26 protein-coding genes and 2 pseudogenes are annotated in these 25,967 nt (G+C 63.4%); 10 read left to right on the top strand and 18 right to left on the bottom strand.

Translation table 11 applies throughout. The annotated features are described in order from the left end of the window. Positions 1-100: 100 nt before the first annotated feature. Complete coding sequence (locus ACZ60G_RS40080; RefSeq protein WP_465817182.1) at positions 101-1,684, top strand: FAD-dependent oxidoreductase; 1,584 nt, start codon at positions 101-103, stop codon at positions 1,682-1,684. Next, on the top strand, positions 1,647-2,009 hold the full coding sequence (locus tag ACZ60G_RS40075) for a hypothetical protein (RefSeq protein ID WP_465817185.1): 363 nt from the start codon (positions 1,647-1,649) through the stop codon (positions 2,007-2,009). The genes ACZ60G_RS40080 and ACZ60G_RS40075 overlap by 38 nt, the downstream gene beginning before the upstream one ends. Before the next feature lie 56 nt (positions 2,010-2,065). On the opposite strand, the gene ACZ60G_RS40070 is transcribed toward ACZ60G_RS40075, so the two are convergent. Continuing rightward, positions 2,066-3,214: a DUF3500 domain-containing protein gene (locus ACZ60G_RS40070; protein WP_465817181.1), complete on the bottom strand. Its 1,149-nt coding sequence runs from the start codon at positions 3,212-3,214 to the stop codon at positions 2,066-2,068. Further along, positions 3,201-4,280: a zinc-dependent alcohol dehydrogenase gene (locus ACZ60G_RS40065; RefSeq protein WP_465817180.1), complete on the bottom strand. Its 1,080-nt coding sequence runs from the start codon at positions 4,278-4,280 to the stop codon at positions 3,201-3,203. Before ACZ60G_RS40065 ends, ACZ60G_RS40070 begins: the two co-directional genes overlap by 14 nt. Before the next feature lie 276 nt (positions 4,281-4,556). Here ACZ60G_RS40065 and ACZ60G_RS40060 point away from each other — a divergent pair, with 276 nt between their 5' ends. Genes ACZ60G_RS40060 through ACZ60G_RS40050 form a run of 3 tightly spaced genes read left to right on the top strand, consistent with a single transcriptional unit; the run spans position 4,557 to position 7,266 of the window. Beyond that, a complete protein-coding gene (locus tag ACZ60G_RS40060; RefSeq protein ID WP_465817179.1) occupies positions 4,557-5,342 on the top strand; it encodes an SDR family oxidoreductase in 786 nt (261 codons plus the stop codon). A 34-nt stretch (positions 5,343-5,376) separates the two neighbouring features. Further along, positions 5,377-6,312, top strand: a complete 936-nt coding sequence (locus ACZ60G_RS40055) for a dihydrodipicolinate synthase family protein (RefSeq protein ID WP_465817178.1) — start codon at positions 5,377-5,379, stop codon at positions 6,310-6,312. Between the two features lie 48 nt (positions 6,313-6,360). After that, positions 6,361-7,266, top strand: coding sequence for a LysR family transcriptional regulator (locus ACZ60G_RS40050; protein ID WP_465817177.1), 906 nt, complete (start codon positions 6,361-6,363; stop codon positions 7,264-7,266). 52 nt (positions 7,267-7,318) lie between these two features. On the opposite strand, the gene ACZ60G_RS40045 is transcribed toward ACZ60G_RS40050, so the two are convergent. From ACZ60G_RS40045 to ACZ60G_RS40025, 5 genes are all read right to left on the bottom strand, one after another. After that, complete coding sequence (locus tag ACZ60G_RS40045) at positions 7,319-9,454, bottom strand: FAD-dependent monooxygenase (protein WP_465817176.1); 2,136 nt, start codon at positions 9,452-9,454, stop codon at positions 7,319-7,321. A 244-nt stretch (positions 9,455-9,698) separates the two neighbouring features. Further along, complete coding sequence (locus ACZ60G_RS40040; protein WP_465817175.1) at positions 9,699-11,042, bottom strand: amidohydrolase family protein; 1,344 nt, start codon at positions 11,040-11,042, stop codon at positions 9,699-9,701. 348 nt (positions 11,043-11,390) lie between these two features. Beyond that, positions 11,391-11,894, bottom strand: a complete 504-nt coding sequence (locus ACZ60G_RS40035) for a TetR/AcrR family transcriptional regulator (protein ID WP_465817174.1) — start codon at positions 11,892-11,894, stop codon at positions 11,391-11,393. Between the two features lie 185 nt (positions 11,895-12,079). Then, the gene (locus ACZ60G_RS40030) at positions 12,080-12,943 is read right to left on the bottom strand and encodes an alpha/beta hydrolase (RefSeq protein ID WP_465817173.1); all 864 of its coding nucleotides are present in this window, start codon (positions 12,941-12,943) and stop codon (positions 12,080-12,082) included. A 30-nt stretch (positions 12,944-12,973) separates the two neighbouring features. Further along, on the bottom strand, positions 12,974-13,885 hold the full coding sequence (locus ACZ60G_RS40025) for a DAPG hydrolase family protein (protein ID WP_465817172.1): 912 nt from the start codon (positions 13,883-13,885) through the stop codon (positions 12,974-12,976). Positions 13,886-14,209: 324 nt separating this feature from the next. On the opposite strand from ACZ60G_RS40025, the gene ACZ60G_RS40020 reads away from it, so the two are divergent. Then, positions 14,210-15,463 (top strand): IS30 family transposase, encoded by a 1,254-nt coding sequence (locus ACZ60G_RS40020; RefSeq protein WP_465817171.1) that lies wholly within the window; start codon positions 14,210-14,212, stop codon positions 15,461-15,463. Here ACZ60G_RS40020 and ACZ60G_RS40015 read toward each other — a convergent pair whose 3' ends face one another. From ACZ60G_RS40015 to ACZ60G_RS39990, 6 genes and pseudogenes are all read right to left on the bottom strand, one after another. Beyond that, positions 15,464-15,760 carry a fumarylacetoacetate hydrolase family protein gene (locus tag ACZ60G_RS40015; RefSeq protein ID WP_465817170.1) on the bottom strand — a complete coding sequence of 99 codons (297 nt, stop codon included), beginning with the start codon at positions 15,758-15,760 and terminating at the stop codon, positions 15,464-15,466. Between the two features lie 69 nt (positions 15,761-15,829). Then, a pseudogene (locus ACZ60G_RS40010) lies at positions 15,830-16,036 on the bottom strand (IS3 family transposase); the annotation flags it as partial. 55 nt (positions 16,037-16,091) lie between these two features. After that, positions 16,092-17,381, bottom strand: coding sequence for a tyrosine-type recombinase/integrase (locus ACZ60G_RS40005; RefSeq protein WP_465817169.1), 1,290 nt, complete (start codon positions 17,379-17,381; stop codon positions 16,092-16,094). A 48-nt stretch (positions 17,382-17,429) separates the two neighbouring features. Next, positions 17,430-18,161 (bottom strand): hypothetical protein, encoded by a 732-nt coding sequence (locus tag ACZ60G_RS40000; RefSeq protein ID WP_465817168.1) that lies wholly within the window; start codon positions 18,159-18,161, stop codon positions 17,430-17,432. A gap of 12 nt (positions 18,162-18,173) precedes the next feature. Beyond that, positions 18,174-18,359 carry a tyrosine-type recombinase/integrase gene (locus tag ACZ60G_RS39995; protein ID WP_465817167.1) on the bottom strand — a complete coding sequence of 62 codons (186 nt, stop codon included), beginning with the start codon at positions 18,357-18,359 and terminating at the stop codon, positions 18,174-18,176. Between the two features lie 174 nt (positions 18,360-18,533). Then, positions 18,534-19,262: a hypothetical protein gene (locus tag ACZ60G_RS39990; protein ID WP_465817166.1), complete on the bottom strand. Its 729-nt coding sequence runs from the start codon at positions 19,260-19,262 to the stop codon at positions 18,534-18,536. Positions 19,263-19,665: 403 nt separating this feature from the next. Here ACZ60G_RS39990 and ACZ60G_RS39985 point away from each other — a divergent pair, with 403 nt between their 5' ends. Next, entirely contained in the window at positions 19,666-20,058 is a 393-nt protein-coding gene (locus ACZ60G_RS39985; RefSeq protein WP_465817165.1) for a YunG family protein, read from the top strand. Positions 20,059-20,060: 2 nt separating this feature from the next. Here the strand turns inward: ACZ60G_RS39985 and ACZ60G_RS39980 are convergent, their stop codons facing one another. Further along, on the bottom strand, positions 20,061-21,269 hold the full coding sequence (locus tag ACZ60G_RS39980) for a helix-turn-helix domain-containing protein (protein WP_465817164.1): 1,209 nt from the start codon (positions 21,267-21,269) through the stop codon (positions 20,061-20,063). 301 nt (positions 21,270-21,570) lie between these two features. Between ACZ60G_RS39980 and ACZ60G_RS39975 the strand changes: the two genes are divergently transcribed. From ACZ60G_RS39975 to ACZ60G_RS39965, 3 genes are read left to right on the top strand one after another with little or no spacing between them, the layout of a single operon-like run. Beyond that, positions 21,571-21,786: a hypothetical protein gene (locus ACZ60G_RS39975; RefSeq protein WP_465817163.1), complete on the top strand. Its 216-nt coding sequence runs from the start codon at positions 21,571-21,573 to the stop codon at positions 21,784-21,786. Positions 21,787-21,799: 13 nt separating this feature from the next. Continuing rightward, entirely contained in the window at positions 21,800-22,273 is a 474-nt protein-coding gene (locus ACZ60G_RS39970) for a hypothetical protein (protein ID WP_465817162.1), read from the top strand. A 12-nt stretch (positions 22,274-22,285) separates the two neighbouring features. Next, positions 22,286-22,525: a hypothetical protein gene (locus ACZ60G_RS39965; protein ID WP_465817161.1), complete on the top strand. Its 240-nt coding sequence runs from the start codon at positions 22,286-22,288 to the stop codon at positions 22,523-22,525. Positions 22,526-22,556: 31 nt separating this feature from the next. Here ACZ60G_RS39965 and ACZ60G_RS39960 read toward each other — a convergent pair. The 4 genes and pseudogenes from ACZ60G_RS39960 to ACZ60G_RS39945 form a co-directional block, all read right to left on the bottom strand. Further along, a pseudogene (locus ACZ60G_RS39960) lies at positions 22,557-22,790 on the bottom strand (fumarylacetoacetate hydrolase family protein); the annotation flags it as partial. Positions 22,791-22,878: 88 nt separating this feature from the next. Then, complete coding sequence (locus ACZ60G_RS39955) at positions 22,879-23,289, bottom strand: nuclear transport factor 2 family protein (protein WP_465817160.1); 411 nt, start codon at positions 23,287-23,289, stop codon at positions 22,879-22,881. Then, complete coding sequence (gene mhpA / locus ACZ60G_RS39950; RefSeq protein WP_465817159.1) at positions 23,286-24,884, bottom strand: bifunctional 3-(3-hydroxy-phenyl)propionate/3-hydroxycinnamic acid hydroxylase MhpA; 1,599 nt, start codon at positions 24,882-24,884, stop codon at positions 23,286-23,288. Before mhpA ends, ACZ60G_RS39955 begins: the two co-directional genes overlap by 4 nt. A gap of 146 nt (positions 24,885-25,030) precedes the next feature. Continuing rightward, complete coding sequence (locus ACZ60G_RS39945) at positions 25,031-25,846, bottom strand: IclR family transcriptional regulator domain-containing protein (RefSeq protein WP_465817158.1); 816 nt, start codon at positions 25,844-25,846, stop codon at positions 25,031-25,033. Positions 25,847-25,967: the final 121 nt, after the last annotated feature.

Below are 25,967 nucleotides of genomic sequence, written 5' to 3'. Positions count from 1 at the left end.
CTTCGGAGCCTCGACCGAGGCAGAAAGCCATCAGCTACACCCCACCGCTCTGGGCATCCAGGGCACCAACCCCAGACAACAACGAACTTAGGGAAAAGCCATGACGAGCAACAACACTGGACTGATCGATGTACTGGTCGTCGGCGGTGGACCGACGGGCACCGCATTGGCGATCGATCTGACCCGCCGTGGTCTCGCGGTGCGGATCGTCGACAAGGCCGCGCGCGCGTTCGACGGTTCGCGAGCCAAGGGAGTGCAGCCACGCAGCCTGGAAGTGCTAGAGGACCTCGGTGTCCTCGATGACATCCTCGCGAGCGGTGCCTCCTACCCGCCATTGGGCGTCCATGCGGGTCCACTGACGATTCCGTGGCATATGGTTTCGCGCAATGACGTGACATCCGATGTGCCGCATCCGAATACCTGGTTGATCCCGCAGTTCCGCACCGACGCCGCGTTGCGCGCCGGCTTGCTGCGGCTGGGCGTGGCTGTCGAATCTAGTTGTGAGCTGGTCGGATTCGAACAGGACACGGATGAGGTCGTGGCTACGGTCGCCGGTCCCGACGGTGTCGACGAGATCCACGCTCGCTACCTCGTCGGCGCCGATGGCGGTGCGAGCACAGTCCGGAAGACGGCGGGCATCAATTTCGATGGCTCGACCGATGAAGCCGATCGGATGATCATCGTCGATGCCGTGGTCGACGGCCTGTCCCGAAACCGCTGGCATGTGTGGCCCCGGCCGGGCGGCCGGTTCGTCGGTGCGTGCCCGTTGCCGCACTCCGATCGGTTTCAGGTGATGATTCGGCTGCAACGCGGTGAGGAGCCCGCGCTCGACCCGGACAGCCTCAACGCGCGGATCCGCGCCCAGACCGGTGATGAAAACATCCGCCTATCACATATCGGCTGGAAGTCGGTGTTCCGCCCTAACATTCGGCTGGCGAGCCGCTACCGGTCCGGGCGGGTGTTCATCGCCGGTGATGCCGCTCATGTGCATCCGCCCGCGGGCGCGCAAGGACTCAACACCGGCCTGCAAGATGCCTACAACTTGGGATGGAAACTCGGCCAGGTGCTCGCCGGTGCACCGGATAGCCTGCTCGACAGCTACGAGATCGAAAGGCGCCCGATCGCGGCGAGGGTCTTGGGTTTGTCGACCAAGAAGTACGAGGGCCTCGCCAAACTGGATCCATCCTCGATCAAACGCGGCAATGACGAACGCCAGCTCAACCTGCATTACCGTGGCGGCCCACTGGTCGCGGGCGATGCCGAATGCACCGAGACGCTGCGGGTCGGCGACCGCGCGCCGGACGCGAAACTGTTGAATATGACCGGGGGAGCCCAGCGGCTTTTCGATCTGTTCGCCGGTCCGCATTTCACCGCGATCGCCTACGGTCCAGCGGCAGCGGAAGCGCTGGGGGCCTTGTTGTGGCCGCAATTGGGCGCGGCACTGAAGAAGGTCGTCATCAACGGCGCAGCGCAGCCGGACGCCGATGTGGTGCTCGCCGATATCGCCAATTCCTTCGCCCGGATCTACGGCCTCGCCGACTCCGCACTCTTGTTGATCCGGCCCGATGGTTATCTCGGCGCCATCACTACCACCGACATGATCGGGGCGATGTTGGCGCAGGCCGCCCCGATGACTCCGGCCGTGCATGCTGCTGCCGGGCCCGATATCGGAGGCGAAGGGTGAGCGTCGACCGCGTCCGCGGCAGAACGGATACCTCGCGGCGCTACACGCTGCGGATACCGTGCGCTCGTGGAAGCTCGTGCCGTCGGCCTTGCTGACGGGCGTCCTCGAGGTGGGAAACGCGATGTTGTGGCACCTGATGGTCGATTTCGGAATCGGCGCACCAATGCATTTCGTCGCCTCACACGAGGCGGCCGTGACCTTCGCACGTGAGGTGACCGATATGGGCTGGGCCATGGCCGCCGTTGTCGATGATCGAGTGGATCCGAGCTATCCGGCGATGCCGTGCCAATGCCTCTACGCGCCACCGACCGGGCCGGATTTCTGACACATTTCCGTACGAGACCGCCCCGGTGCGCCATCGAGGCTCGTCGAACGCGTCGGTCAGTGCGAGCGCTTGCGATGCTCGGCCAGACTGTCCAGCCCGAAATCCGAACGCGGATCGCGCCATACGGAGTGGGCGTGGTTGGCGTCGCGCTGGGTGTTGTCGTACTCGATGAACAACTCGGGGCCTTGGATTCGGTAGTAATTCGGTTCGCCTGCGCTCAGACTGCCCGCCCAGCCGAAATGGACCTCGTCGAGTACCTCGTCGGCGGCGTAATGCGCGGCGTGGATATCGGCGAGTGGGCCCGGTGCGCGACCGCTGTAGAGCTTGATCAGCTTGCGCAGCACGTCGCGCTGTTCGAGGTCCAGATCCCGTGCGGACAACCCTGTCGGCGGGATGTGGATAGCCGTTGCCGCGTGGTCGTGCTCGGTGTATCCGCTGCCCGCTTCTGCCCGTCGGTCGATATCGTCGACCAGATCCCGCAGTGCCGGATCGGTGAATTCGCCGCGCCACAGATCCTGCATATGCATCATCGTGTCACCGTGCGCGATCGTCGGCCGATTTCCGGAGACGATGTCGGATACCGCGCTCTTGTGCAATAACGCCGCGTGAAATCGGTCCGAGTCGAGCGACCGGGCCAAGTGCCGGGCTGCCTCCTCCGGTCCGCCGAGCGGCCGCAACGCGCTACCCAGTAGTGCGGTGCTGGCTGGATCGGCCCCGATGAAACACGGTGTCGTCGAGACGATGTGCCCGTCGACGATCAGGTTGTTCAGCGAGATGTGGTGGCCACCGAAGCGCCAGGCCCACACCGGGTCGCCGGGGTGTCCGAACAACCGGAGCCAGTACAGGCTCGGGTCTCGGCCCCGATCCCGCCCCCAGCGGGCCTGCCACCCTTCGACCTGATCGAGGACGTTCTCCAGCCCCATTACCGTTGCGACGGTGGCATATCCGGCCCGCGACAGCCCCGAGGCGACCATTCGCATCGCCAAGCCCTGCTGGGCTGCGGTCTGGTCGCGAAGGGCGAGTCCGCCGTGGTCGGTCGGTGTGTAGAACCAACGGAGCCGTTCGGCTTCCGCGTCCGGGGTGAGTGGCGAGTCGAACTGCGCCCGCACCCGCTGTTCGCGGGTGAGGGTCGCCAGCCACGCCGCCGCACGCTCGGCCATATCGGCGGCGATCAGCTCGCGGACGGCGGCGTCAGCCAGCGACATCGAGCATCACCTTGATGGCGTTGTCCCGTCGTTCGGCGTAGGTGTCGAAGGCCTCGGCGATGTTCTCGAGCGCGAAATGATGGGTCACCAGGTCGGCGGTCCGCAGTCGCCCGTGCGCTGCCAGCGACAGTGCCCGCGCCACCGAGTTGGCCCCCTCACCACGGACCGTGTGGATCGAGATCCCGTTCATGACAGCGTGATTCAGGTCGACCGTTACCGGCTTGTCGAAGAATCCGGCCAAGACGACCTTGCCGCCGCGCTTGGCCATGTGAATCGCGTCGTCGACCGCGCTGGTGGCGCCCGAACACTCGATGACGATGTCGGCGCCCAAGCCGCCGGTGACATCCCGGACCGCGTCCACGGCATCGTCCTCGCGGACGTTGAACAGGTGATCGGCGCCGAACGCCTTACCGATTTCTAGCCGATCGGCGCGAGTGCCGGTGAGGATCACCGGATCCGCACCGAGTTCGCGGGCGATCTGCACCGCCAGCAACCCGATCGGGCCGGGTCCGATCACCGCGATTTTGGCGCCGACCAGCAGCGTGTCGAGCACATCGAAGGCGTGCATTACGGTGCCCGCCGTGGTGAGGACGACCGCCGAGTCGAAGTCGATGTAAGTGGGCAGCTGGTACAGCGTGGAGACGTGGTTGACGACGTATTCGGCGAAGCCGCCATTGACGGTCATGCCCTGTACCCGATGGCCTTTGGCTGGCTTACCGTAGTTCAAGCAGTCGGTATAGACACCGGACAGGCAGTTGACGCACCGCATACACCCCCGATGGGCCTCGGTGACCACCCGATCTCCGACCGCGAACTCGTCGACGGCACTGCCCACCGCTGCCACGACACCGGCATATTCGTGCCCCGGAACGAAGGTGCCCGGCTCCGGGCCCGCACCGCCGAAGAAGCGGCGGCTGCGAATTTTGAGATCGGTGCCGCATAACGACGCTCGGTGCACGCGCACCAGCACGTCCTCCGGACCTGGCTGCGGCACCGGCAAGGTTGTGGTAGCGATAATTCCCGGCTCGCCGATTACGGCCGCGAGCATCCTATCCGGAATGGACACCGTATCGCCTTTCGTTGGGCTGTTGATGAATTATCAGGAGGCTACGTGAAGGAGATCTCTTTTGTCCAAGGACCTTTCGCGAAGTATCGCAGCGTGCTAATGCTCGGCAACGTGCTGAACTGGTCGTATAAGATTGCCTTATGGCCGGTGTTGATTATTCCTATTGCCGGACCTCGTCCCAGGGGTGGTACGGTTCGGAAAATATAGAAATTCCGGATTTCTTTCGAATATCAAACGCTGGAATTTCATCGGGCACGCGGTCGAGGGAGTTATACGGTGGATCTCGGTATTGGCGGCAGAACCGCACTGGTTCTCGGTGGCGGCGGCGGCCTCGGCGGTGCGATCGCCGAAAGGCTCGCGGCCGAGGGCGCCGCGGTGGTCGTCGCGGACATCCATCTCGGAACCGCCGAAGCGCGCAGCGGCGCGATCACCGCCGCCGGTGGTCGGGCTATGGCGCTCGAATGGGATATCGCGGTTCTCGACGTCATCGAAGGCAATATCGCCGCGATCGTGCAGGCCTTCGGTCCGGTCGATATCTTGGTGAACAACACCGGTGGGCCCGCGCCCGCGCCGGTCCTCGGCCAGTCGCCCGCACTGTGGCTCGACAGTTTCCGTTCTATGGTGCTGTCGGTGATCGCGATCAGCGACAGTGTCGTCCCTGGTATGCAGGCGCGGCGGTGGGGTCGCGTCATCACCAGTACCAGTTCGGGAGTCGTCGCCCCCATCCCGAACCTCGGCCTGTCGAACAGCCTTCGGGCGGCACTGCTCGGCTGGTCCAAGACGCTGGCCCGTGAGGTCGCCGCCGATGGCGTCACCTGCAACGTCGTCGTGCCGGGGCGGATCGGTACGCAGCGTGTCGAACGCCTCGACCAGATCAAGGCCGAGGCGCAAGGCAGCACCGCTGAACAGGTCGCGGCCGACAGTGCGGCCACCATCCCGATCGGCCGCTACGGCAATCCGTACGAGTACGCATCGACGGTGGCATTTCTGGCGAGCGATTCGGCGTCCTACATCACCGGCTCGGTGGTGCGCGTCGACGGCGGCCTCATTCCCAGTCTCTGATTCCGAACCGACGCTCCCCACAAGGATTGTGATCATGGCCCTGCTCACCCGCGAGGCAGCTGGCGTCTTCGCCATCGCGCCGACCCCCTTCGACGAGGCAGGAGAGGTGGACTTCGATTCACTGCACCGGCTCGTCGATTTCTACGAATCAGCCGGCGTCACCGGGATTACCATCCTCGGCCAGATGGGCGAGGCGCCGAAATTGGCCCATCACGAAGCAGTACGAATCGTCGGCGAGGTGCTGCGGCGGACCAGCCTTCCGATAGTCGTGGGGGTATCCGCCCCGGGTTACGCCGCGATGGGTGAACTCACCGCCGATGCCATGGCGGCCGGAGCAGCGGGCGTCATGGTCGCACCGCCCAACACATTGCGCACCGATGACCAGATCGTGGGCTATTACGAGGGCGTCGCGGCCGCGCTCGGTGAATCCGTTCCACTTGTGCTGCAGGATTACCCGTTGTCGTTCTCAGTTGTGATGAGCCCCAACGTCATTGCCCGCATCGCGCGCGCTGTCCCCAGCTGCGTGATGCTGAAGCACGAGGACTGGCCGGGGCTGGAGAAGATCAGCGAATTGCGCGATTTCGAGGCCGCAGGCGAAATGCCCCGGCTCTCGATCCTGTGCGGTAACGGCGGTCTTTTCCTGGATTTCGAGGTCGAGCGTGGGGCCGACGGCGCCATGACCGGTTATTGTTTTCCGGAGATGCTGGTCGATGTGGTCGATCATGCGACCGCGGGCCGTCTCGATGAAGGCCATGACATCTTCGACGCACACCTCCCGTTATTGCGGTACGAACAGCAACCGGGTATCGGCCTCGCGGTACGGAAGTATGTGATGAAGCGGCGCGGACTACTTACCTCCGATGCGCAGCGCGCGCCGCGCGGCATGCTGTCGAGTCGCGCGCGGTCCGAAATAGATCATCTGCTCGCCCGACTCCGTCACAGGGATAGCCGAGTGAAACTGGTTGAATGAATATTCAGCTACGTTCGCAATGGCCGTAGACGGCAGTAATTTCGACTGATGCGACTGCGTCACCTCGAGTGTTTTCTCGCCGTGTGGGAAAGCGGGTCTTTCAGCGCGGCCGCGGCACGGCTGTATGTCTCGCAGCCGTCGCTGTCCCAGCAGATACGTGCGCTGGAGAAAGAACTCGGCGCGGTATTGCTCGAACGCGGACGACACGGTCTTGCCCTCACACCGGCGGGTCGGGTCTTCCTGCCCCAGGCCCAACGGGTGTTGCAGGCTGCCGAAGAAGCGACGGCCGCGGTCAACCAGGTTGTCGAGGGGCGTAGCGGTGATGTGCACGTGCTCACCGTGCGGTCGGTCGCCTCCGGAATCCTGCCGCCGAGTGCGGTGCGGTGGCATGCGATGTTCCCGGCGGTTGTTCTTCGGGTGCACGATTTTTCGCATCGCCGCGCCCTAGAGGACGCTGTTCGCGGCGGGCAGGGCGATATCGCGGTCGGCCCGCGGCCCGAACTCTGGGACGGACCGGTCGTCTCCCTCGGATACGAGGAGATGGTGCTGATCGGTCCGGTCGGGCAGGATCATGGCGCATCCGTGGGGCGGGATGAACTCGCTGCGGCCGACTGGATTCTCTACGAGCCCGAGCAGGGTATGAGTGAAATCGCCGACCGGACAGCTACCAGCCTCGGCTACACCCCGCGTGCGGTGGCTCGCACCGGGCAGGTCACGGCGGCACTGCTGTTCGCGATGGAAGGTCTCGGGGTGGCGCTTGTCCCGAACAATGCGGTTCCCGGCGGCTGGGTCCAGCACACCAGACGGATCGGCGTGGGGGTCTACCGCGAGATCGTCGTTTATAGCCGCAGCGCGCCAACACAATTGGCGCAGCGGTATCGGGATCTGCTCAGCTCCCTGGAATTGCCGCTCACCGACGCGGCGGATCTACCGGCCGGTGCGTTGCGCTGCTGATGGCCCCAGCTTGTATCCGGCGGAGACGACCTGGGGCACTCGGCGATAACGGTTACCTGGTGGATATCACTGGGAGAGGGTGGATTTCGGTGGTGATGAGGCGACCACGGATCGAGAGGCCGACTTCGGGGCGGATGATGCCGAGTGGCGCTGCGATGCCATACGCGGACAGGTCGATCCGCGCGGTCGTCCTGGCGACGAGTGCGGGGCCATCCGGTTCGAGTGCGACGTCGAGGCGTAGCTCGGTCGTGGTGCCGCGGACTGTCAGCTTGCCGTTCACCTCTAGTCGCCCTGGATCGGGACTGATGGCCTCGCCTTGAAACGAGATCAGTGGGTGCCTTCCCACGTCGAGGAGTTCGGGCGCACACAGATGCCGGTCGCGCACCCCGATACCGGTCGCGATCCCGGCGGCATGAACCTCGAGCACTACTGTGGCCGTTCCGTCCGCACGCCAGGTAATCGAGCCACATGCTCGGCGAAAGCGCCCGGACACCGGGAGCAGTCCCCAGCACCCGCGAGCCGAGAACCTGATATCGGCAGTACTGGCTTCCAGTTTCCAGTTGCCGGTTCGGTCGAATCCTTCGATGTCCGCACCGTCGGGACACGACGTCGATTCGTTCGAGATCCGCTGCGCCAACCGCATCAGAGTGTCATCGAGTGCTGTTGCCGAGGAATCTGCCCAGACGTAGTGGTCAGGACGGAGTACGACGAAGGGCTGCCGTTGGAAGAATGGACGGGCCAGCTCTTGCAGGTCTTCGAGGATCTGGGTCGGCGCGCCCCGATGGACGGGGCGGCATCCCGGTGCGGTCAGCGTTACGTAGGTCGCGCCGAGTGCGTCTCCGGCGATGCGGCGAACGTTGGCGGACAGCGCTTTTCGTGGGTCGGCGTCCCAGCCGACGATCCGCCAACCGGCACCCGAGATATCATCGAATCGATGTTCCGCGCCGCTGAAGGTCCGCACGAGCGGCTGCGGGAACAGGCGGCCCACCGGCGAGCGCGGTGCTGGGGGCGCCACCAGGAAGCCGCGCCGGTACCTGGCCGCAGGGCGCCAGCGGCCCTGGCGTATCCATTCCCGAAATGCGGGGACCCGCATGAGCGCCCCACTTGCCGCATCGCGGATCGCTGCCGCCGGGCGCGATCGCAACGTGACAAGACGGTCCGCCCACACCGAAAGCGCGGTAATCACATCGGTGTGCGGGCGCCGTTCGGCCTCGTAGGAGTCGAGGATTTCCGGTGGCGCGCCCGCATTCACCACGGCCGCGATTTTCCAGGTGAGGTTTGCGACATCCCGGATACCCGCGTTCAAATCCTGGCCGATGGTCGGCGGCATGAGATGGGCGGCGTCGCCACAAAGGAATACCCGTCCGACCCGCCAGCGCTCAGCGCTCTCGGCCCGGAAGGTGTCGATGAAATGGCGCGAAATCTCCGCGGTGTGCGGATCCGCGTGCTCGGCGATTATCCGCCGGGCAGCCCGTGGGGTCAGGATCTCATCGTGGTTTTCCCCGGGCATCACCTTGCGTTCCCAGCGGTGCCCGCCGGCGGTGCGGCCGGTCAGGCGGGGCGCCGCCGGGTCCAGCGTGAGTTGAAAATACGGCAGATGAGAGACCGGCTCGGGCAGCTTCGCATCGATGATGAGCCACGTGTCGGTGTACGAGGGGCCGACCAACCGGACACCGATCGCCTCGCGGGTGGCACTATCGGCGCCGTCGCAGCCGATGACGAATCGTGCCCACGCATGGCCGGTTTCGCCGTTGGCGACCCGAAACTCGAGTTCGACGCCGTCGTCCTGGGTCAACCCGGTGAGCGTGTGGCCGAGGCGGATATCGGCATTCGAATACTCCGCAAGGGCGGCCCGAAGGTGCGCATCCAGCGATGGCTGGTAGATCGTCGAAATCCACGGATGCCCCTGGGACTTCTCCGTCGGTAGCGTCGTCGCGATCACCTTGCCGCGCGCCGAGAGCAATTGGGCGCCGCCCCCAAGGAGCATGTCGGGAACAACGCGCTCGTACACTCTCGCCTGCTGGAGTGTGCGCAGTGCTTCGCCGTCGAGAACGCCGACCCGCGGATCCGGATACCCTTTATTTTCCCGCTCGAGCGCCAACACTCTCAGCCCTGCGCGTGCCAACAGGAGGGCCGCCAGTTCGCCGACGGGACCGAGGCCGATTACGGCGACGTCGAACGGGTCCATTACCCTGCCCTGCCGCAGGTTGCGAACAGGATGGGCTCGTAATGATCGACGTCGACCAGATCGAGGGGAACGCGCAGGTCGGACATACCGGTGCTCCTTGCGAAGTGTCGCCGAAGCGGGCCGATCGACATGATCGGTCGGCGGCCGCACCGGCTATTTCCCGTCAAGCTATTAAGGCAACAGCGTGACCGATTCAACAAGAGAGCGTCAATAGGTATGGACTACAGCGTGGCCGATATGTGATCTATTGGTGTCGGCAACCCGTGAAGAGAATGTCGGTGGCGCGCGAGCGCTCCACCAGGCCCGCGGCCGAACGTTCGAGTTGCTGCAGCACCCCTTCGATGTCTGCCCCGACGAGTTGGCCGTCGCGCTTGACGATTCGCCCGTCCACGATGACGGTGTCGACATTGCTGGTGTCCATGTGCTGCACGATGGCTCCCGGCGCGTGATTGACCGGTCCGGCATTGAGCGTGCGGGCGTTCAGCGTGATGACATCGGCTCGTTTGCCCGGTGTCAGGGATCCGACGAGGTGGTCGAGGTGTGCCCCCTGCGCGCCGCCGAGTGTCGCCATGCGGAGTATGTCCCGAACCGAGATCGGCTCGACCTCGGGCGATTTGGCTTGAATCGCCGCTTGGATTCGGCTGCGCTGCCAGTAATAGGCCGCGCGCATCTGTGAGAAGAAGTCGACGGGTGCGATGGCGACGGTATCGGTGCCGAAACTGGTCGAGATTCCATGATCGAGGGCGGTTTGCAAGGCGGGCTGTCCCATCCCGAGCGATTGCTCCGCGCTGGTGGATACCGACACCTTGCCGCCCGTCCGCTCGATGGCTCCCCATGCGCCTTCGTCGATGCCGAGGCAGTGGATGTAGGTGATCCAGGGTCCGAGCAGCCCCTCTTTCTCGAACTCTTCGAGCGCCTTACCCCAACTGACGTCATTGACGTGCGCGAACATCGGCAGGCCGAGGTCGCGCGCGAGTGCGAACAGATCCTCGTCGATGTGATAGCCCAGTGCCAGGCGCACGAGCGAATCATCGCGCACCGCACCGGTATTCGCGATCAGGCGGTGGATATCTTCCGGATGGGCATACGACCGATCCGGCTCGTGATCGCCCAGTGACGGCGAGAAGCTGAAGACGCAGCGGATACCGGATCGGCGGATCGCTTCCAGCGCGGCATCGGTGTGCTCGGGAGTGTAGGAGCACTGCGATGTGTCGACGACCGTCGTGGTGCCCGCCGCCAAGTTCTCCAAGGCGCCACCGAACTGTCCCCAGTAGACGTCTTCGGGGGTGTACTGATGGAACAGCGCGTCGGGTCCGGTCCTGGACTGCATGAAGTAGTCGAGATCGAGGGCATCGGCCCAGTAGGACCGCAAGGCGGTCTGGAACATGTGGTGGTGCGAGTTGACAAAGCCGGGCAGCACGATCTTGCCTGCGCAGTCCAGCACTGTGGCATCGCCTTCTAAATCCGGTCCGACCTCGACGATGACGCCGTCCTCGATGAGGACATCTCCGCGTTCATGATCGCCAAGGGATTCATCCATTGTCAGGACGATTCCGCCGCGCAGCAGCAAACGACCGTCAGAACTCATGACAGCCTCCGATCGGGCACGCCACGCCACAGCAGCTTCATCATAATGGTCACAGTGTTGCCGTTATTGGTCTGCGTGTCAACTGGCGTCACGGAACCACCGTTAGGCGTACGACACGCACGGCCTAGAGGTCGAGGGGTCGCAATGGTCGGCATCGCCGACGAGGAGGCAGGTTTCGCAGGCACACAGCTGACCTCTCGATGGCAGCGAGTGCCGCGACATTCTTACCGGGATGGATGGGCTGTCGCTGGCGGCTAACCGATATCGAAGTCCTGCGCCGCTCGACCGAAGGTAGGGTCGCGGCGCTGCAGCTGGGCTCGCTCTCGCTCGAAGTGTCCATAGACACTTTCAGGCACGCAGGAGCATGCGTAATCGATGATCAGTAAGGGCGGGCAGGTCAAGGATGAGTTGGCGGTGCAAGATCCCGTCGATTGTCGTGACGAGCTCGTCGGCGCGATCGTGGGCGCGTGGGTCATCGGCGCGGACCAGCAGCTCGGCAAGCGCGTCTACAAAGGCGGCACGTGCGTAGTCGAAGTAGCGCCGTAATTCCGGAGTGCGGATAGCTTCGAGCTGGAGCTCGAGGCGTGCCTTGTAGCGGTCCGGGGCCTGTAGCAGCGTTTTGGTTGCTTGGATCACGACGTCGGTCGCGGCCTCGTGACTCACCGGTCCGATGTCGTGCCCGGTGAGCGCCGTCGCGGCTTGGCGCGCGTCGATCTCGAACATCGCTTCGGCGGTGAGCATCAGAAGAGCAGCGCGGGTTCGTGCATAGCGGCTGGTTGTGCCTTCGGCTAGTCCCGCACGTTTGTCGATCGCCCGATGGGTGAATCCGCGGCTGCCTTCGGTGGCGAGCACACTGATTGCGGCCGCTGCGATCCGCTCCTTGTGGGTACCCAATCGAGAACACTCCCTTGCCGAATTCCGCGTCAGCGCTACATTCGTAGCTTAGTGCTGCACTACAAATGTAGCGATCTCAGCGGGCGATCCGATCGGCCAGTCTCTGTCGATGTTCAAAGGCGAATAGGCAACTTGTCTGCTGGCTAGAGCAGTTGCTTGGACAACCATTCGACGGTGTCGTTGCGGACCGACGCACCATGAACAGTGAACAGCTCGAAATGGGATTCCGGGTACGACAGGTAATCGACGTTGGCTACACCCTCGAGCGCTTTGCGTACGCGTGCAGCAGGAGTAATGGTGTCGGTTTCGGCGAGTATCGCGAGGACCGGGATCGCTATATCGCGTACGGCATCCGCGGTAGACCAGCGGAGCATGCGTGGCAGTGAGGCCACTGTCACGACATTGCGGTAGGAAGCGGCGCCTGATGCCATCTCCTGTGCCCACTCATACGCGCCGTCGCTGTTCATGGCAGCGACTTCGCCGGGATGCCCGGCGACCGGGATGGTAAGACCAGGGCGCCTGGTGAGGCGGCGGATAGCGTCGCGCACCAGGATGGGCAGCAATTTCGGATTGGAGGTGGGGGAGAGACGGATGAACGGGATGACGGCGGCGACCGCTTTGATGCGGGAGTCGGTAGCGGCCATCACCAACGCATGTCCACCGGACAGACTGGTGCCCCATACCCCGATGCGGTTGATGTCGATGCGCGGATCGCCGCACAGGGTATCGAGGGCAGCACGGAAAGCCTGGAGTTGCTTCGGCGGATCGACCTGTTGACGCGGATAACCCGCGCTGCCGCCGAATCCGAGGTAGTCGAACGCGAGGGAAGCGAAGCCGCGCTCGGCAAAGTCGCGGTTGTAATCGGGGATAAGCATTTCCTTGACACCGGCGAACCCAGGTCCGGTGAACACTGCTGGGATGGGTTGTGACCCAGCGCTATCGGGAAGGGTGAGGGTGGCGTCGGCCTCGACGCCACCGATACTGAAGGTCACTTTTTCGGTTCGCATCGGGAATCCTTTTGTTGGGTGATCCGGGTGTCAGGGGTGGCCGCGGAACTCAGCGAACAGCTCGGGCAGAAACCCGGCCAGGTGGTTCATCTCGGTGGCGCAGTGGTGCAGAAGGTCGTGGCCGAGATGATCGGTGGTCGCGAACCTTTTAGCCGCGGACAATACTGGGGCCAGCGCAATCCGACTGGGTCGGCTTGCCAGCATGCGGGTTGCGACCGGACGGGATGTCGATCGGGCGGGCAGGGCCAGCATCTCGAGATGGCCGAGAAAGAAGCGCGACCGCATCTCGCTGCCATGCGCGGTGGGGCGAACCTGATGGATGAGCCAACCAGCTGCCGCAGGCACCGCGCTGAGGCCCACCCGTGCGCAGATGTGGGTGGTTCCAGCTGTGTCTTCGAATCCGAGCTGTCCGGGGTCAACGAATCGGATCGCGAACTGACTCAGTGATTCGCCGATGTATTCGTCCACGTAAGAGACATTGTTCTGATATCGCTGCCGGTCGCTGAGGCTGCGATCGGCGCTGCGGTCCTCGGCGATGGCGGAGAACTGATGGGAATCGGGATGCCAGAGTTTATAGCGCGCGGTGTCGGTGCCGTGCCATCCGAACCACCAGTCCCACATCTCGGCTGTCACACCAGGCATATCGGTCAAGCAGTTCACCACCAGAGTGCCGCGTCGGGTCCGGGCCCAGCCGGTCTCGAGCTTGTGGTAGCCAGGCCGCGATAGGCGGCGTGCGGCGTCGTCGATCTCGTACCCGAATTCGCCGGGAGCCGGGCCGGCCAGCAGCGCGTCGCGGACGTGATCCTGGAGCTCGCGCACTTCGGAGCGGAAGAAGTGCGCGAATGGTCGGGTGGCTTCGTCGTCGTTGTATCCGAGGTGGCGCGGGGTGGTCGCGTAGGACTGCGGCAGGGGACGTCGGTCCGCAGCTGTGATCCGATACATCGTCATATTTTTCGGCTCCACCTTGTCCTCGCCGCTACGTATGTAGCGCTACGCTACAACTGTAGCGAATTGTGGAGGCAAGCGTGAGCGAAGTGCTCATGAGGTGATACGGGCCGTAATGCTGCCCAACTGTTCGACCGAAAGCTCGACGAGGTCCCCGGCGACCAGCCACGGATAACGCGCTGTACCGAAACAGCGTGATAGTTCGAGGATGCATCCGGAACCAACTGTGCCGCTTGTCGGCGGCACCGGAAAACTGATCACTGCGTGGCATGGCGGTTTCTACCGGTGATCGCAACACTCCCGTAGGTTCTGGAGGTTGTGTTGCCGTCGTCGCGTCGCGTGAAGAAGGGGCCGGGGCGTCGTCCGCAGTCGGCCAAACGTCAACGGTTCATGGAACTTCGGGCTCGCGGCTGGAGCATTCTCCGCGCGGCTCACGAGGTCGGAGCGTCGCGAACCGCGGGCGCCAACTGGTCGCGTGGCTACAAGACCTACCGCAACGGCGAGGTCGTCGGGTTCGTGCCTGCCTTGGATCGGTTGGCGGTGCGTCAGATCGACGCTCGGTTCCTGTCTCAAGACGAGAGGATCGAGATCGCAGATCTCCGCCAGGCAGGCATGGGTATCCGCGCGATCGCGACCCATATGGGCCGATCACCGTCGACGATCTCACGAGAACTACGCCGAAATGCGTTCAAGAGCAAGGGATATCGCCCGTTCGAAGCGCACCGACGCGCCACCGCCCGGCGCGCTCGACGGCATCGCCGGCGCCTCGAAACCCACCCCGAACTGCGACGTCTGGTCGCGGAGTTGCTGGCGCAGCGATGGAGCCCGCAGCAAATCAGCCTGCATCTGCGGAAACGGTTCCCTGGTGATCCCCGGATGTGGTTGTGCCACGAGACCATCTATCAGGCCGTCTACCAGCCCGGATCGCCCCTGTTGCGGCCCTCGCGGCTGGCGCCGCACCGTCGCTCGCCACTGCGCACCGGACGCGATCACCGGCGCGCTCACCAGCGGGCCGAACGACGTCGCCCACGATTCGAACGCCCAATGCTCACCGTTCGCGATCGCCCCTTTCGGCCCGAGGATCGCTCACAAGCAGGGCACTGGGAAGGAGATCTGATCGTCGGCAAGGATCAGGGTTCGGCGATCGGCACGCTCGTCGAGCGCCAGACCCGCATGGTCCGGTTACTGCATCTTCCCTCCCGCGACAGCGAATCTCTGCACACGGCCCTGACCACGAGGATGCGTGATCTACCGCCGGCGTTGCTGCGATCGATCACCTGGGACCAAGGGACCGAGATGGCCCGGCACATCATGATCGCGCGCTCGCTGGGGGCGCCGATCTACTTCTGCGACTCCCACTCCCCATGGCAGCGCGGTTCGAACGAGAACGCGAACGGGTTGCTGCGCGACTACTTTCCGAAGGGGACCAACCTCAATATCCACTCACCCGAGCATCTGCTGGCCGTTGAGGACGAACTCAACAATCGCCCCCGGCTCGTCCTCCAAGATCATTGCCCGGCAGAGCTTTTCACCGCTCTGCTAGCCTCCGAGAGTCAGTCTGTGTTGCGACGTTGACTAGAACCGGCCGTGCTGATAAAGGGTCAGGATTGACGTGCTGTTGACACCGCTGCCGATTACGTCACCGGTGCGGAGTCGAGTGCCTCGTGCGGCATGCTCGACCAGCTGCTCGAAGGGCCAGTAGATGTCGGCAAGATTGCAGCTGCTGTAGGGGCGGCCGTTCACTGTCGCTGTCATGGGCAGGTTGTATGAGTTGCCCGCACGAAGCGGGTCCAACTCGTCGGGTGTGACTAGAAATGGGCCGAGGCTAGTGGCTGAATCTTTCCCCTTGGCCGGACCCAAACGTAACGTCATCTTGAATCACCCCGGCTTGTCCGGAGACTTTGATGTTCCCCGAGTTTCGGGGAGTCGGGGTACTGGACTTCAGACCACGGGTTGGATGGATGACTGCATCATCTCGTACTCGATCGGAGATCGCATACCGAGGGCCGAATGACGGCGTCGACGGTTGTGGAAGATCTCTAGGTATTCGAAGATCGCGTTCGCCAGCTCGATTCTGGTTCTCCACCGTTGCCGGTTCAGTAGCTCGGTTTGCATTCTGCCCCAGAAGGATTCGATGACGGCGTTGTCGTAGCATTATCCGGCTAATCAGGGCTGATCTTGTTCCGCCAGCTGGGTTTCCCGGTTATCCGGCTGATTTCTGGATGTCGGTGATGGCGGCGTCGAGTCGAGCGATGAGTTTGTGGTGGCGGTCGGCTTCGCTGATCCAGCCGCGGCGTTGGGCGTCGTCGGCAAGTTTCTGGGCGTCGGCGCGTTGGGCGGCGAGGATCGGCAGGTAGGTCAGGTCGGTGCGGAAGTTCGGGCAGTGCTCGCAGATGTTGGCGTAGGGGCATGCGCCCTGGGCTGGTGCGCGCAGGCAGAATCCGCCTGCCAGACGGGATTTCAGGGTTGGGGTGTCGGTCCAGTCCTTGCCGCCGGTGATGTCGGCCAAGGGCAAGGCTTTGGTGCCGGCGGGTGTGGTGGGCAGGGTGGCGAGGTGGTCTTTGGCGAGGGTGAGGGCGCGTTCGTATTCGGTGCGGACGGTGGTGTCGAACAGTTTTCCGTAGCGCAGGCTCATCTGCGCGGACACGTGTCCGAGCAACGCCATCAGCGATTGCAGGGAGACGCCGGCGTTGACCAGGGCGGTGGCGTAGGTGTGGCGCAGCTGGTGCGGGGTGACGTGGCCGATCCCGGCGGCCGTGGCGGCGCGGTCGAGCTCGTTGCGGACGGCTTGCTGGGAGAGCCGGCCGCCGTGGCGGGTGAACAGGAACTGGGCCGGTTTCCCGTTGCGCGGGTGCGGTAACGGCCTTCCGGGACAGCGGATTTCGATGATCCGGTCGATCAGTTCGACGGTTTCGCCGTCGAGGGGGACCATGCGTTCGGTGTCGAGCTTGCCGAGCGGGACTTTCAGCCAGGCTCCCTCGCCGGGAATCTCGTGGAGGCAGTCGATTTCGAGGTCGAGCAGTTCCCCGATCCGCAGTCCGCAGGCGCGTGCGAGCAGCAACGCGGAGGCGGCGAGTTCGTGGTCGCTGCCGCGTAGGGCGTCGGCGAGGCGCCGGTCGGCGTCGAGGGGTATGTAGCGTGGCAGCGGGCGCGGGAGACGGGGGATGTCGTTGCGGAACAACAGTTTCCGTTTCGGTGCGTCGTTCCATCCCCATTCGGTGATCTCGGTGAGGAAGGTGTTGACCGCGACGACGCGGCGGGCGTGGTCGGCGACGCCGATCGGTTCGCCGGTCTTGCTGCTGACTGCATCGACCAGGCTGGCCAGCCAGGGTTCGATGTGGCGGCGGCGATCCAGCTGTGACAGCCGGGCCAGGGTGGGGTCGAGATCGGTGAGGAACCGGCCGAACCCGGTCAGGCGGGTGGCCATGCTGGAGACGGTGTGGCGGGTGCAGGTGCCGCGTTTGGCGTTGAGGTAGTCGATCAAGGGCGCCAAGGAACGCGCCGTCCCGCTCGACGGCGACCTGGCCCGCGTGATCCAGGGCTATCTGCTGGCCGAGCGACCCGAATCAGCTTCGGCGCGTTTATTTCTGGTCGCGAATGGCCCGCACCGAGGGCAACCGCTCACCCCGGCCGGCCGTTGGCGGTATCGGAGGCGGCGCGGTTGCTGGCGAGTCTGCGGACCTGGCGCGACCGCGCCATCGCCGGGCTGATGCTGTATTGCGGGTTGCGGTCGTGCGAGGTTGGCCAGTGCGGCCTTGTAGTGGTGCCAGCCTTTGCCGGTGCGGTGCTGACGGTCGCGGCAGGCGTCGGCGAACTCGTCGAGATCGGTGGTGGTGAGTTGGTGCAGGCGGCGGCCGGTCTGGATCAGCAGCCGAGCCGGGGCCTGCGAGCCGGTGGCCGTGCGGACCCGTTGACTGAATCCGAGTTCCCTTGCGACAGTGAGGTATCGAGCGAGATCGGGTCCGATCGGGGAGGCATCGATCTCGCGCCAGAGGCTGGAGATCTTGCGTTCCAACAGATAGTCGTAGCCGGGCCGCAACCAGTCGTGCAGCATCAAAAACGTGATGAACGGTCGCGTCGAGGAATTCGCCGAGCACCGCAGCTCGAGCGGCTCATCAGCCCAGTCTTGCGGGTTCGGCCAGCGTTGCAGGAACGTGCGCGCCGAGCTGTAGTAGGGCGAGCTGCCACGGCCGGTGCGCGCCAGTTCGGCCAGGTAGGCGTGGTAGATGTCGTCGGCGTCAGACCTGGCGGTGAATACGTGCGCGTGCGGCATCGAATTCCTCCTTTACCCGCTTCGGGGCCAGATGCAGCGGGCGGTGGTGTCGACATGGGTGTGCCCGAGCAAGGCCTGCATGACCGACAGATCGACCCCTGCCTCGGCTAGCGCGGTGCCGAACGAATGTCGCAACGCGTGTGGATGCCCGGCCGTGACACCGGATGACTGCCGGTGATAGCGGAAGATCGTCCGCAACCCTCGTCCACGGCGCTATGGTTAATGACGGGATCAGTCGATAACCGCCGTTTCAAGGCACTTGAGTACATCTACAAGGATATGGCCGGAACCTGGAGCGTCTGAGTGAGCTGCTTTTCCAAGTCGCGGCCGCATAGACATCAGACTTTAGCAGTGCTCCAGCCTCTTTGATGATCACGTGCTCTTTTGAACCAGCTTTGATTTATTATATTTAGGCTGAAAGTACTTGATCAGTCCCGCCTCAGCCAGGGCGACCCCTTCGTGTCCGGAGAATTCTTCATTCTTGATCACTCTAAGGTGCGCCTGCCTCCAGTGCTCGATGCCATCTTGCGCGCCGACAACGCCTTCGTCTTTTGGATTCATCTTGGATATTAGGCCGATGTTAGTTATTGCGCATAATGACAGCCAAATTTCACGATCGGGCCTTTGCTCAGAGTATATTCGTTGCAAAGTCTCGTGCTTCCTTAGTCTGTCGAACGCTTGGCGTTCCCCGGCGCTTCCGAATGCCTGTCCGACGTACAGAACCTCGTGTCGTCGCCAGGAAGGATCAATGTCGAATAGAGATATGAAGGGGTCGACTGTGAAGGGCATAAGAACCCTACCGGTTTCTCTATCTATGAGGTAAAAATCCTCGTAGGGATATTCAGACCTCCAGGCGATGGCTCCGGATTCATGCGGATAGTCGTACCTAATCTGAAAGTTAAAATACTCGAATTCGTTCTCATGCTGACGTCTCGCGATTCCCGTGATCAAGTTTCCCTCGATGGTGACATCGGACGGCAGAATGGATACGCGAGGTGCTTCGGTGACTAAGTATATGTGGCATGGTGGATCCTGTGGGATGCCAGCCTTTTCGAGGTCGCGCTGACGTCCGAGTATCATCGGTGTGACAATAATAGTCATACCGATCTCGGTACCATATTTTCTCATGCGTTCCTCGCCTTACAAGTCGGCAATTGTCACACGATGGCGAATCTGATGTGGTCGCGATCGTACGTGGCGCGTCCCATGTGCCAGTGGCGAGGGCATTACGCATCTGGTCAGTCTGCCAGAAGGCGGGCGGCACTAGTCGTGGACGGGTCATCACGTTGCGGAAGCGGTTTCGCAGGCCCGTCTACAGTTGGTATTCAACCCCCGCCAGGATGTCACGGAGCTGTCCGGCGTCATCGCGTACCCGGGAGGCTGCCAAAAAGTGTCGAAGGTAGCCTGTTGCCTCCAGGAGCGTGGTTCACAGGTTGCAAACCGACGCGATCAGACGCAGCGGCGCTCACAGGCACCATGAGCGTGGTTCGGTATGCTCGCAAACATGGGCGCCATCTCCGTCGAGACCCTCCGAAACGCGCTCCGGAAGTCCTGGTCAGCCGACACCAGCGCCGCTTCGGATTGGACAGACAGCAACTGCGCCAAGGGCCAGTGCGCCGTCACAGCGTGCGTCGTCCAGGACTACCTCGGTGGCGACATCCTCAATTCCATGGCCACCTTGCCGGACGGTGAAACTGTCTCCCACTATTTCAACCTCGTCGGCGGCGAGACCGTCGATTTGACCCACCAGCAGTTTCCCAACGGTACGCGCTTCTCCGAGCCAGCATCAAAGACAAAAGGGTTCCCCTCGACCCGCGACTACTGCTTGTCTTATGACCGTACGCAAGAGCGGTACTGGCTTCTGCGCACGCGGGTGGCTGAGCACCTCGGCCAGTAGTCTCACCGCGCCGTCCAGAGTCCAAAAAACTCTCGCACTTCCGCCACCGACACATACCGCCGCAGCTCATCAGCAATGCCAGTCAGCGCAGTTTGCAGCCTGGTCGATGCCACCTTGCTGATCTCCTCAAAGTTGTCGGTCAGCAGTACACAGCCATCAGCGATCGCCCCAGACTGTACGAAATTCTGGGCCAGGCGCATCTGCCACGCCGTTCGTTCGCGCGGGTACATCGCCGTGCCGTCGATCGCCGACCGCAGATAATTCGCGGCTTCCTGGTAGTCCCCAAGCCGCATGAAGGCGAGCCCTGTCAGCCCACTGAGCTGCGCTTCGGGCAGGCGGGTAAGGTAGGCCGGATCATTGCCTCTGGTCGATTCATACGCGCGGTGCGCTCGGTTGACCGCCGCGACCATGGCCGACCGGTCACCAATCACGCTGTACGCCTCGGCCTCTCGAATCGCAGCCAGGGCTCGCAGTTTCGGGCCGCCTTCGCGCCGGGCTGCCAACTGCGCGGCTTCGGCCAGCTTGACGCCTTCTTTGGGTCGCGAGCCCTCCCGATACGACAGAAGACACGCATTGATCCAGGCGTGAGCCGCGGCAATGCCGTCACCGGAGATCGTGGCCGCCTGAGCGGCATCGGCGTAGTAGCGTCGTGCTTCATTCCAACGGCCGGCATCGTAATGGACCCAACCTGCGGCCGTCATCATCTCCGCTCCGGCACCAGTCAGCGCCTTGCCGACTTTGTCGCTGTAGCTGCCGCCATCGAGTAGTTGCTCGACATAGCGCACTTCGTTGGCGGCTATGTCGCAGAGCCGATCACCACCAGCCACCAGCTGGAGCCCGTGAATCTGGTTGACGCTGCTCACAATTCGTTCGACGTCTGTCCGACCAACAGTGACGGCTGCGGGTACCACGCCCGAATTCGGTCGCTGTCCCGGCATAGCGGCTGTCGCGACACTGACCGTTCCAGCCTTGAAAAATTGGCGCCGCCGCACGTCCGCCTCCTCATCCGACTCCACCACCAGTATGGCCAGCGGCACTTGGAGTGCCTTGGCCACACGGCGCAGAACGCGCACATCGTAGACGGCCGGGCCGTCATGTTCCAGCTGCGATATAGCGGGCTGCGTGAAGTGAAGCAGCGCACCGAGTTCGGCCTGGGTCATGCCGATGGATTTACGAATCCGCTGGATGGTCTGACCGGTGGTCGTATGCATCGTCAAATACCCCCACTGCGTTGCTGAACGTTCTTGAGTAGGCCGTTACCCGCCAAGGGGTTTCACGCCCAACCGCACGCTATACCGATTTCCATATATTTGAAAAGGGACGGGGTATTTACGGGCGAAATACGCGGTTTTCCCGGCCTACTGTCGGCCCCGGTACCCGGTACCAAGCCGACGCCGCGCCCCTTCGTTTCGGTGGGCGCGGCGCACCCGCCCCGGTGAGCCGGGGTAGGTGGCGAAAGCCCTTGGTGCCGGGTACCTCCATCGCTTTGCTACTTCGGAGGTGCCCGAACCGATGCCATACAACACGCTCGCCATCCACCAGCTGGCGAGCATGACGCAGCCCGAAACCCACCAGGCGCCCGAGCAGCCCTTCACGGTCACACAAGCCCACACCATCGTTCAGTTCCATGTGGCTTGCCGGGCGAAGAAGTGCCCGCGTAAGGCAGCTGCGCTCCAAGCTCTGACCGAGGCCGGCCGGGTCGTCCCCTCCACGAGCAAGCCGCGGTGACGTGGTGCACGGCATGACGGACGATGACCGGCCGCTCTTTCCAGACGCCAACCAGCTACACAGGGCATTCCGGGGCGAGGTCGAAGATATGGCGCCGATGAGCCTCGTCGACGCGGCTGCACGCATGATTCCCTTGCAGCACAAGCGCAAGGAGGCAATCCGGCGGATGCGCGAGCCCGATGCGGTATCGAGCGACGGACTGCGCCGAGCCGTAGGGGATTTCACCGCTGCCGAGGTTTCGCTGGCCGCACTGGCAACGGTCATCGACCACAACGTGGCCGAGGCGCTGCGAGGCCGTAATCACCTCTCTGGTGTCTGGCACACGGAGACCCTTGGCCTCGTCATTTCGCGGATGGCGGAGCTGTGGCTGAACTACCTGAACAGCCAGGCGCACGAAGACGCTTTCTGCGTGGCTCGGATGAGCGATGCCTACAACTGCCTGATCACGGAGCTTGCCGAGGGCAGACGGTTGCCACCGGATGTGTGAGGGGGTGACGTCGTGAGTCACGACGCGACACCAGATCCATTGTCGCACAGGACGTTTGTTCAGGCGGATGGAAGGCTGGCCGAGTTCATGTGCCAAGTGCACCTTTTGGAACTGACCACGGAGCGAGCGCACGAGCTGCTGTATATCCACCGCTTTCACCATCCGGACGAGTGCATCGTGCACTTGGAGGCGGCCTATCTTCTGCTGGACGAAGACGGTTGTGGAACGCCTCCCGTCGAGGACGATGGCTGATCAGGGTGTTGTCATCCCTGGTCTTCATCTCCCTGGCTTGGAGGTCGCGGGCGCTCCAATCGCACATCACCATGTATCCCGCGATATGTTCATGCGCTGTCGCGGCGGGAATGTCGGCGCCAGGGGCACCGATGACGATGGCGACTTCGAGTTCGTAGTCGAAGGCGGAGGTGTTCGGAGGGATTCTCACGTCGTTTGTCGGTCCGGTGATCGCGACCGGATTCGAAAAGTAGAAGGCCGGAATCTCGTACCACAAAGGCTCCACCGGGCGACCAGCAGCTTTTGCGATGGTCGCGGAGGGGGAGCGCTCATGTCCCGTTGCGGCACTCACGGTGCAGCCGCAGCCGTGACCACTATTCGACGGCGGTGACGTGGTGTTCGAGCCATTGGGCGCTGGTTCCGAGTCGCACGAATTGTCCTGAATAGAGCCCTATTCCGAGCAGCGTCGGATTGGCGGGATCGTTTAGGGAAACGCGCTGATATAGGCAGCTGTAGAAGATTGTCGTTTCGTCGATGTCGACTTTCAGGTTGCTGATCAAGTGCGCTGTTTCGTCGGTGTTTGTGGCGAATATGGCGGTATAGAACGCTTCGACGTCATGGTGGCCGCGTCGACGTGGCTGGTTCTTGAAGAACACGTCAGCGTTCGACAGGAGTTCGGCGGCGGCGCGTGCATCCTTGCCGTCCATTGCCCAGCAATAGCGCGCAAGGGTGTTTTCTACCAGGTGTCGGCTTATGACGGTGTCGATGTCGCTGCTGCTGGTCATTGTGCCGAGGCCAGTGGGCTGGTGTGTGCGTCGAGGTCGGCGAGGAAGTCGGCAACCAGGGTGTTGGGGAGGTAGTCGCTGGTGGCGACGCCGTAGACGTAGAAGTCCGGACGAACCAGTACCGCGGTGGCTCCCAGCGAATCGAACCACGCGCGGTAGGCGCCGGTGGTGTCGACCGCGGTCTCGTCATCGGCGGTCTCGCCGAACGCGATGACCGCAAATCCCAACTCCGATAGCTTGTCTCGGGTCGACTGGTCGATTTCCGCACGTTGGACGACGTCCGACAGGAGGAGCGCTCCCGACGATGGGAACAAGGTGTCGAACAAGGCCTCGCCGGTGGTGCCGCGGACAGTTGCTTGGATCGCCAGGGTGCCGCCTGCGATGTCATCGCTATGGAGACCGGCCCCCAATCGTGGCAGCGGCCGGGGCAGCATCTCCTGGCCCGCAACGAGTTCAGCGGCCATGGCCGCGTCCCGTTCAGTGGCTATGGCGGGATCTGTCACGCAGATCACCGCTCCGAGCTGCATGGATTCGTCGATGAAATGCCGGACGTGCTCCGCGCGTTCGGCTCCGTAGGTGTCGAGGATGTCGTCCGAGGCCGAACCACTGAGGACCAAGTGTAGTTTCCACTCGAGATTGGTGGCGTCGCGCAGTCCCGAGCACATGCCCTGGCCGGCAAAAGGTGGCATCAGGTGCGCGGAATCGCCTGCGAGCAGCAGCCTTCCCCGTCGCCATTGGTCACACCAGCGGGCCTGAAAGGTATAGACAGTGTGCCGCTCCATTGTGGTGTTCGCCGCGGTCAGTCCCCACGGTTCGAGGAGTTCCCAGGCTCGCGTTTCGGTATTGAGGTCGTCCTTGGTTTCGTGTTCCAGACGCATGAACTCGAAGCGGCGACGACCGGGCCCTCCGGGGACCAGCGTGGTCGGGCGGGCCGGGTCGCACAGCTGCCACGCCGGTGGGTCGACCAGCATCGGGCTGTGCGGAATCAAGTCGACGACGAGCCAATCGTGGAAATATCCCAGATCTGTCATGGGGCTGCCGAGCCAGCCGCGTACCGTGCTATTGGCTCCGTCGGCACCGACCACGAATTGAGCTGATATCAAACGCCTCTCGTCTTCCGCGGTGCGAATCTCCATCGTGACGTGATCGTCGTGTTCGTGGTGGGCGATCGCATCCCAGCCCTGCAGGACATCTATCGACTCGATCTCACGAACTTTGTGGTCGAGCGCGGCTTCCATCCCCGGCTGGTAGAAGAAGTTGCTGACATTCCAGCCCGAAGGGCCGGGGCTGCGCCAGTCGAGCCTTAGCAAGGTCGCACGGTCGGCATTGCGCCATTCGTAGAAGTCGGCGTACGGCTCGACTACCGCCGACATGGTGTCGGGGTCGGCACCCACGGACTGCAGGATCCTGCCTATCTCGTCGTCGAAGTGCACTGCTCGTGGTAGCGGATAGACCTGCTTTTGTCGTTCGATGACCGCGATGCGATACCCGCGGCGCCCGAGCTGCAGGGCAAGCAACCGGCCGACCGGGCCGTATCCCACGATGACGACGTCGTAGCGATGCGCGACGGGCGCTGAGTTGCTGTGGAAGGTCACTGGGGTTCTCCTCGAAGACCTGCGGCTCGCGGTAAAGCGGGACTCCCACTATTTCGCACTGATGTCCGCTTGGCGGACAGTCGTCCGTTAGGTGGTGCCCATGAGTGTGCCTCGCATTTCGTAGAAGTGTCAACGGTCACATCCGTTCAGCCCACTCGGCCGCGGCGTCCAGCTGTTTCGATGGGGCGGTTCTGCCACCGTGCCCAGTCCTCGCTGGTCCGCGCTGCGGCGACCTGCAAGGCAGGCAGATATGTCTCGATGAGGGTGTCCAGCGAGGTTTCCGCGGCGTGGACTGTCACGTTCATCGTTGCCCGGACGGTGCCACGGCCGTCACTGACCGGAACGGCGATCGATCGCACACCGGGTGCCAATTCTTGGTCCGCCACGGCCCATCCTCGCCGACGGGTGTCGGCGAGAATCGCGGTGATCTCCTCGGCGGACTTGGCCGGGACTGCTATTCCGGAGCGAGAAGGCTCGGCGAGCACGTCCAAAGCTTCGGCATCTTCGAGCGCGGCAAGTAGCACCTTGCCCTGTGAGGTGACCATGGCGGGGAATCGAGTACCGATGTCGACGCGCAGCCCGATCAGTTTGGGGACGGCCACGCGGGCGACATAGACGATGTCGGAACCGTCGAGCTGTGCCATCGACGACGACTCGCCGGTCTGGCTGACCAGTTCCTCGAGATGGGGACGCGCAATGTCCCACAGATTGAGCGATCCGATGTAGGCCATGCCGAGTTCGAGGACTCGCGGGGTCAGCGTGTGCGATCCACTTTCGATTCGTACGTATCCCAATTCCGCCAGAGTCAGCAGGATGCGTCGGGCGGTCGGCCGAGCCAGGTCGGTTGCTGCCGCGACTTCGGCGAGTGACATCGAAGGGTGAGCCGAGGAAAACGCTCGAAGCACGTCGAGGCCTCGTGCGAGTGCCTCGATGAAATCGGGGCCTTGTCCACGTGATGCCATGGTCGATCTCCGTCCCGGTTGGCTACTACTGCCTTCGGCAGCGGCGCGGTTCGCGCGCATCGGCTCGACTGTAGACCTAACCCGGACCCTTGTCCGCATAGCGGACATGGGTGGCTCCGGG

It is taken from the genome of Nocardia sp. NPDC102475 (assembly GCF_055584605.1).
The sequence above is the reverse complement of the archived record's forward strand: the minus strand, read 5'-3'. Positions and strand labels throughout refer to the sequence as shown.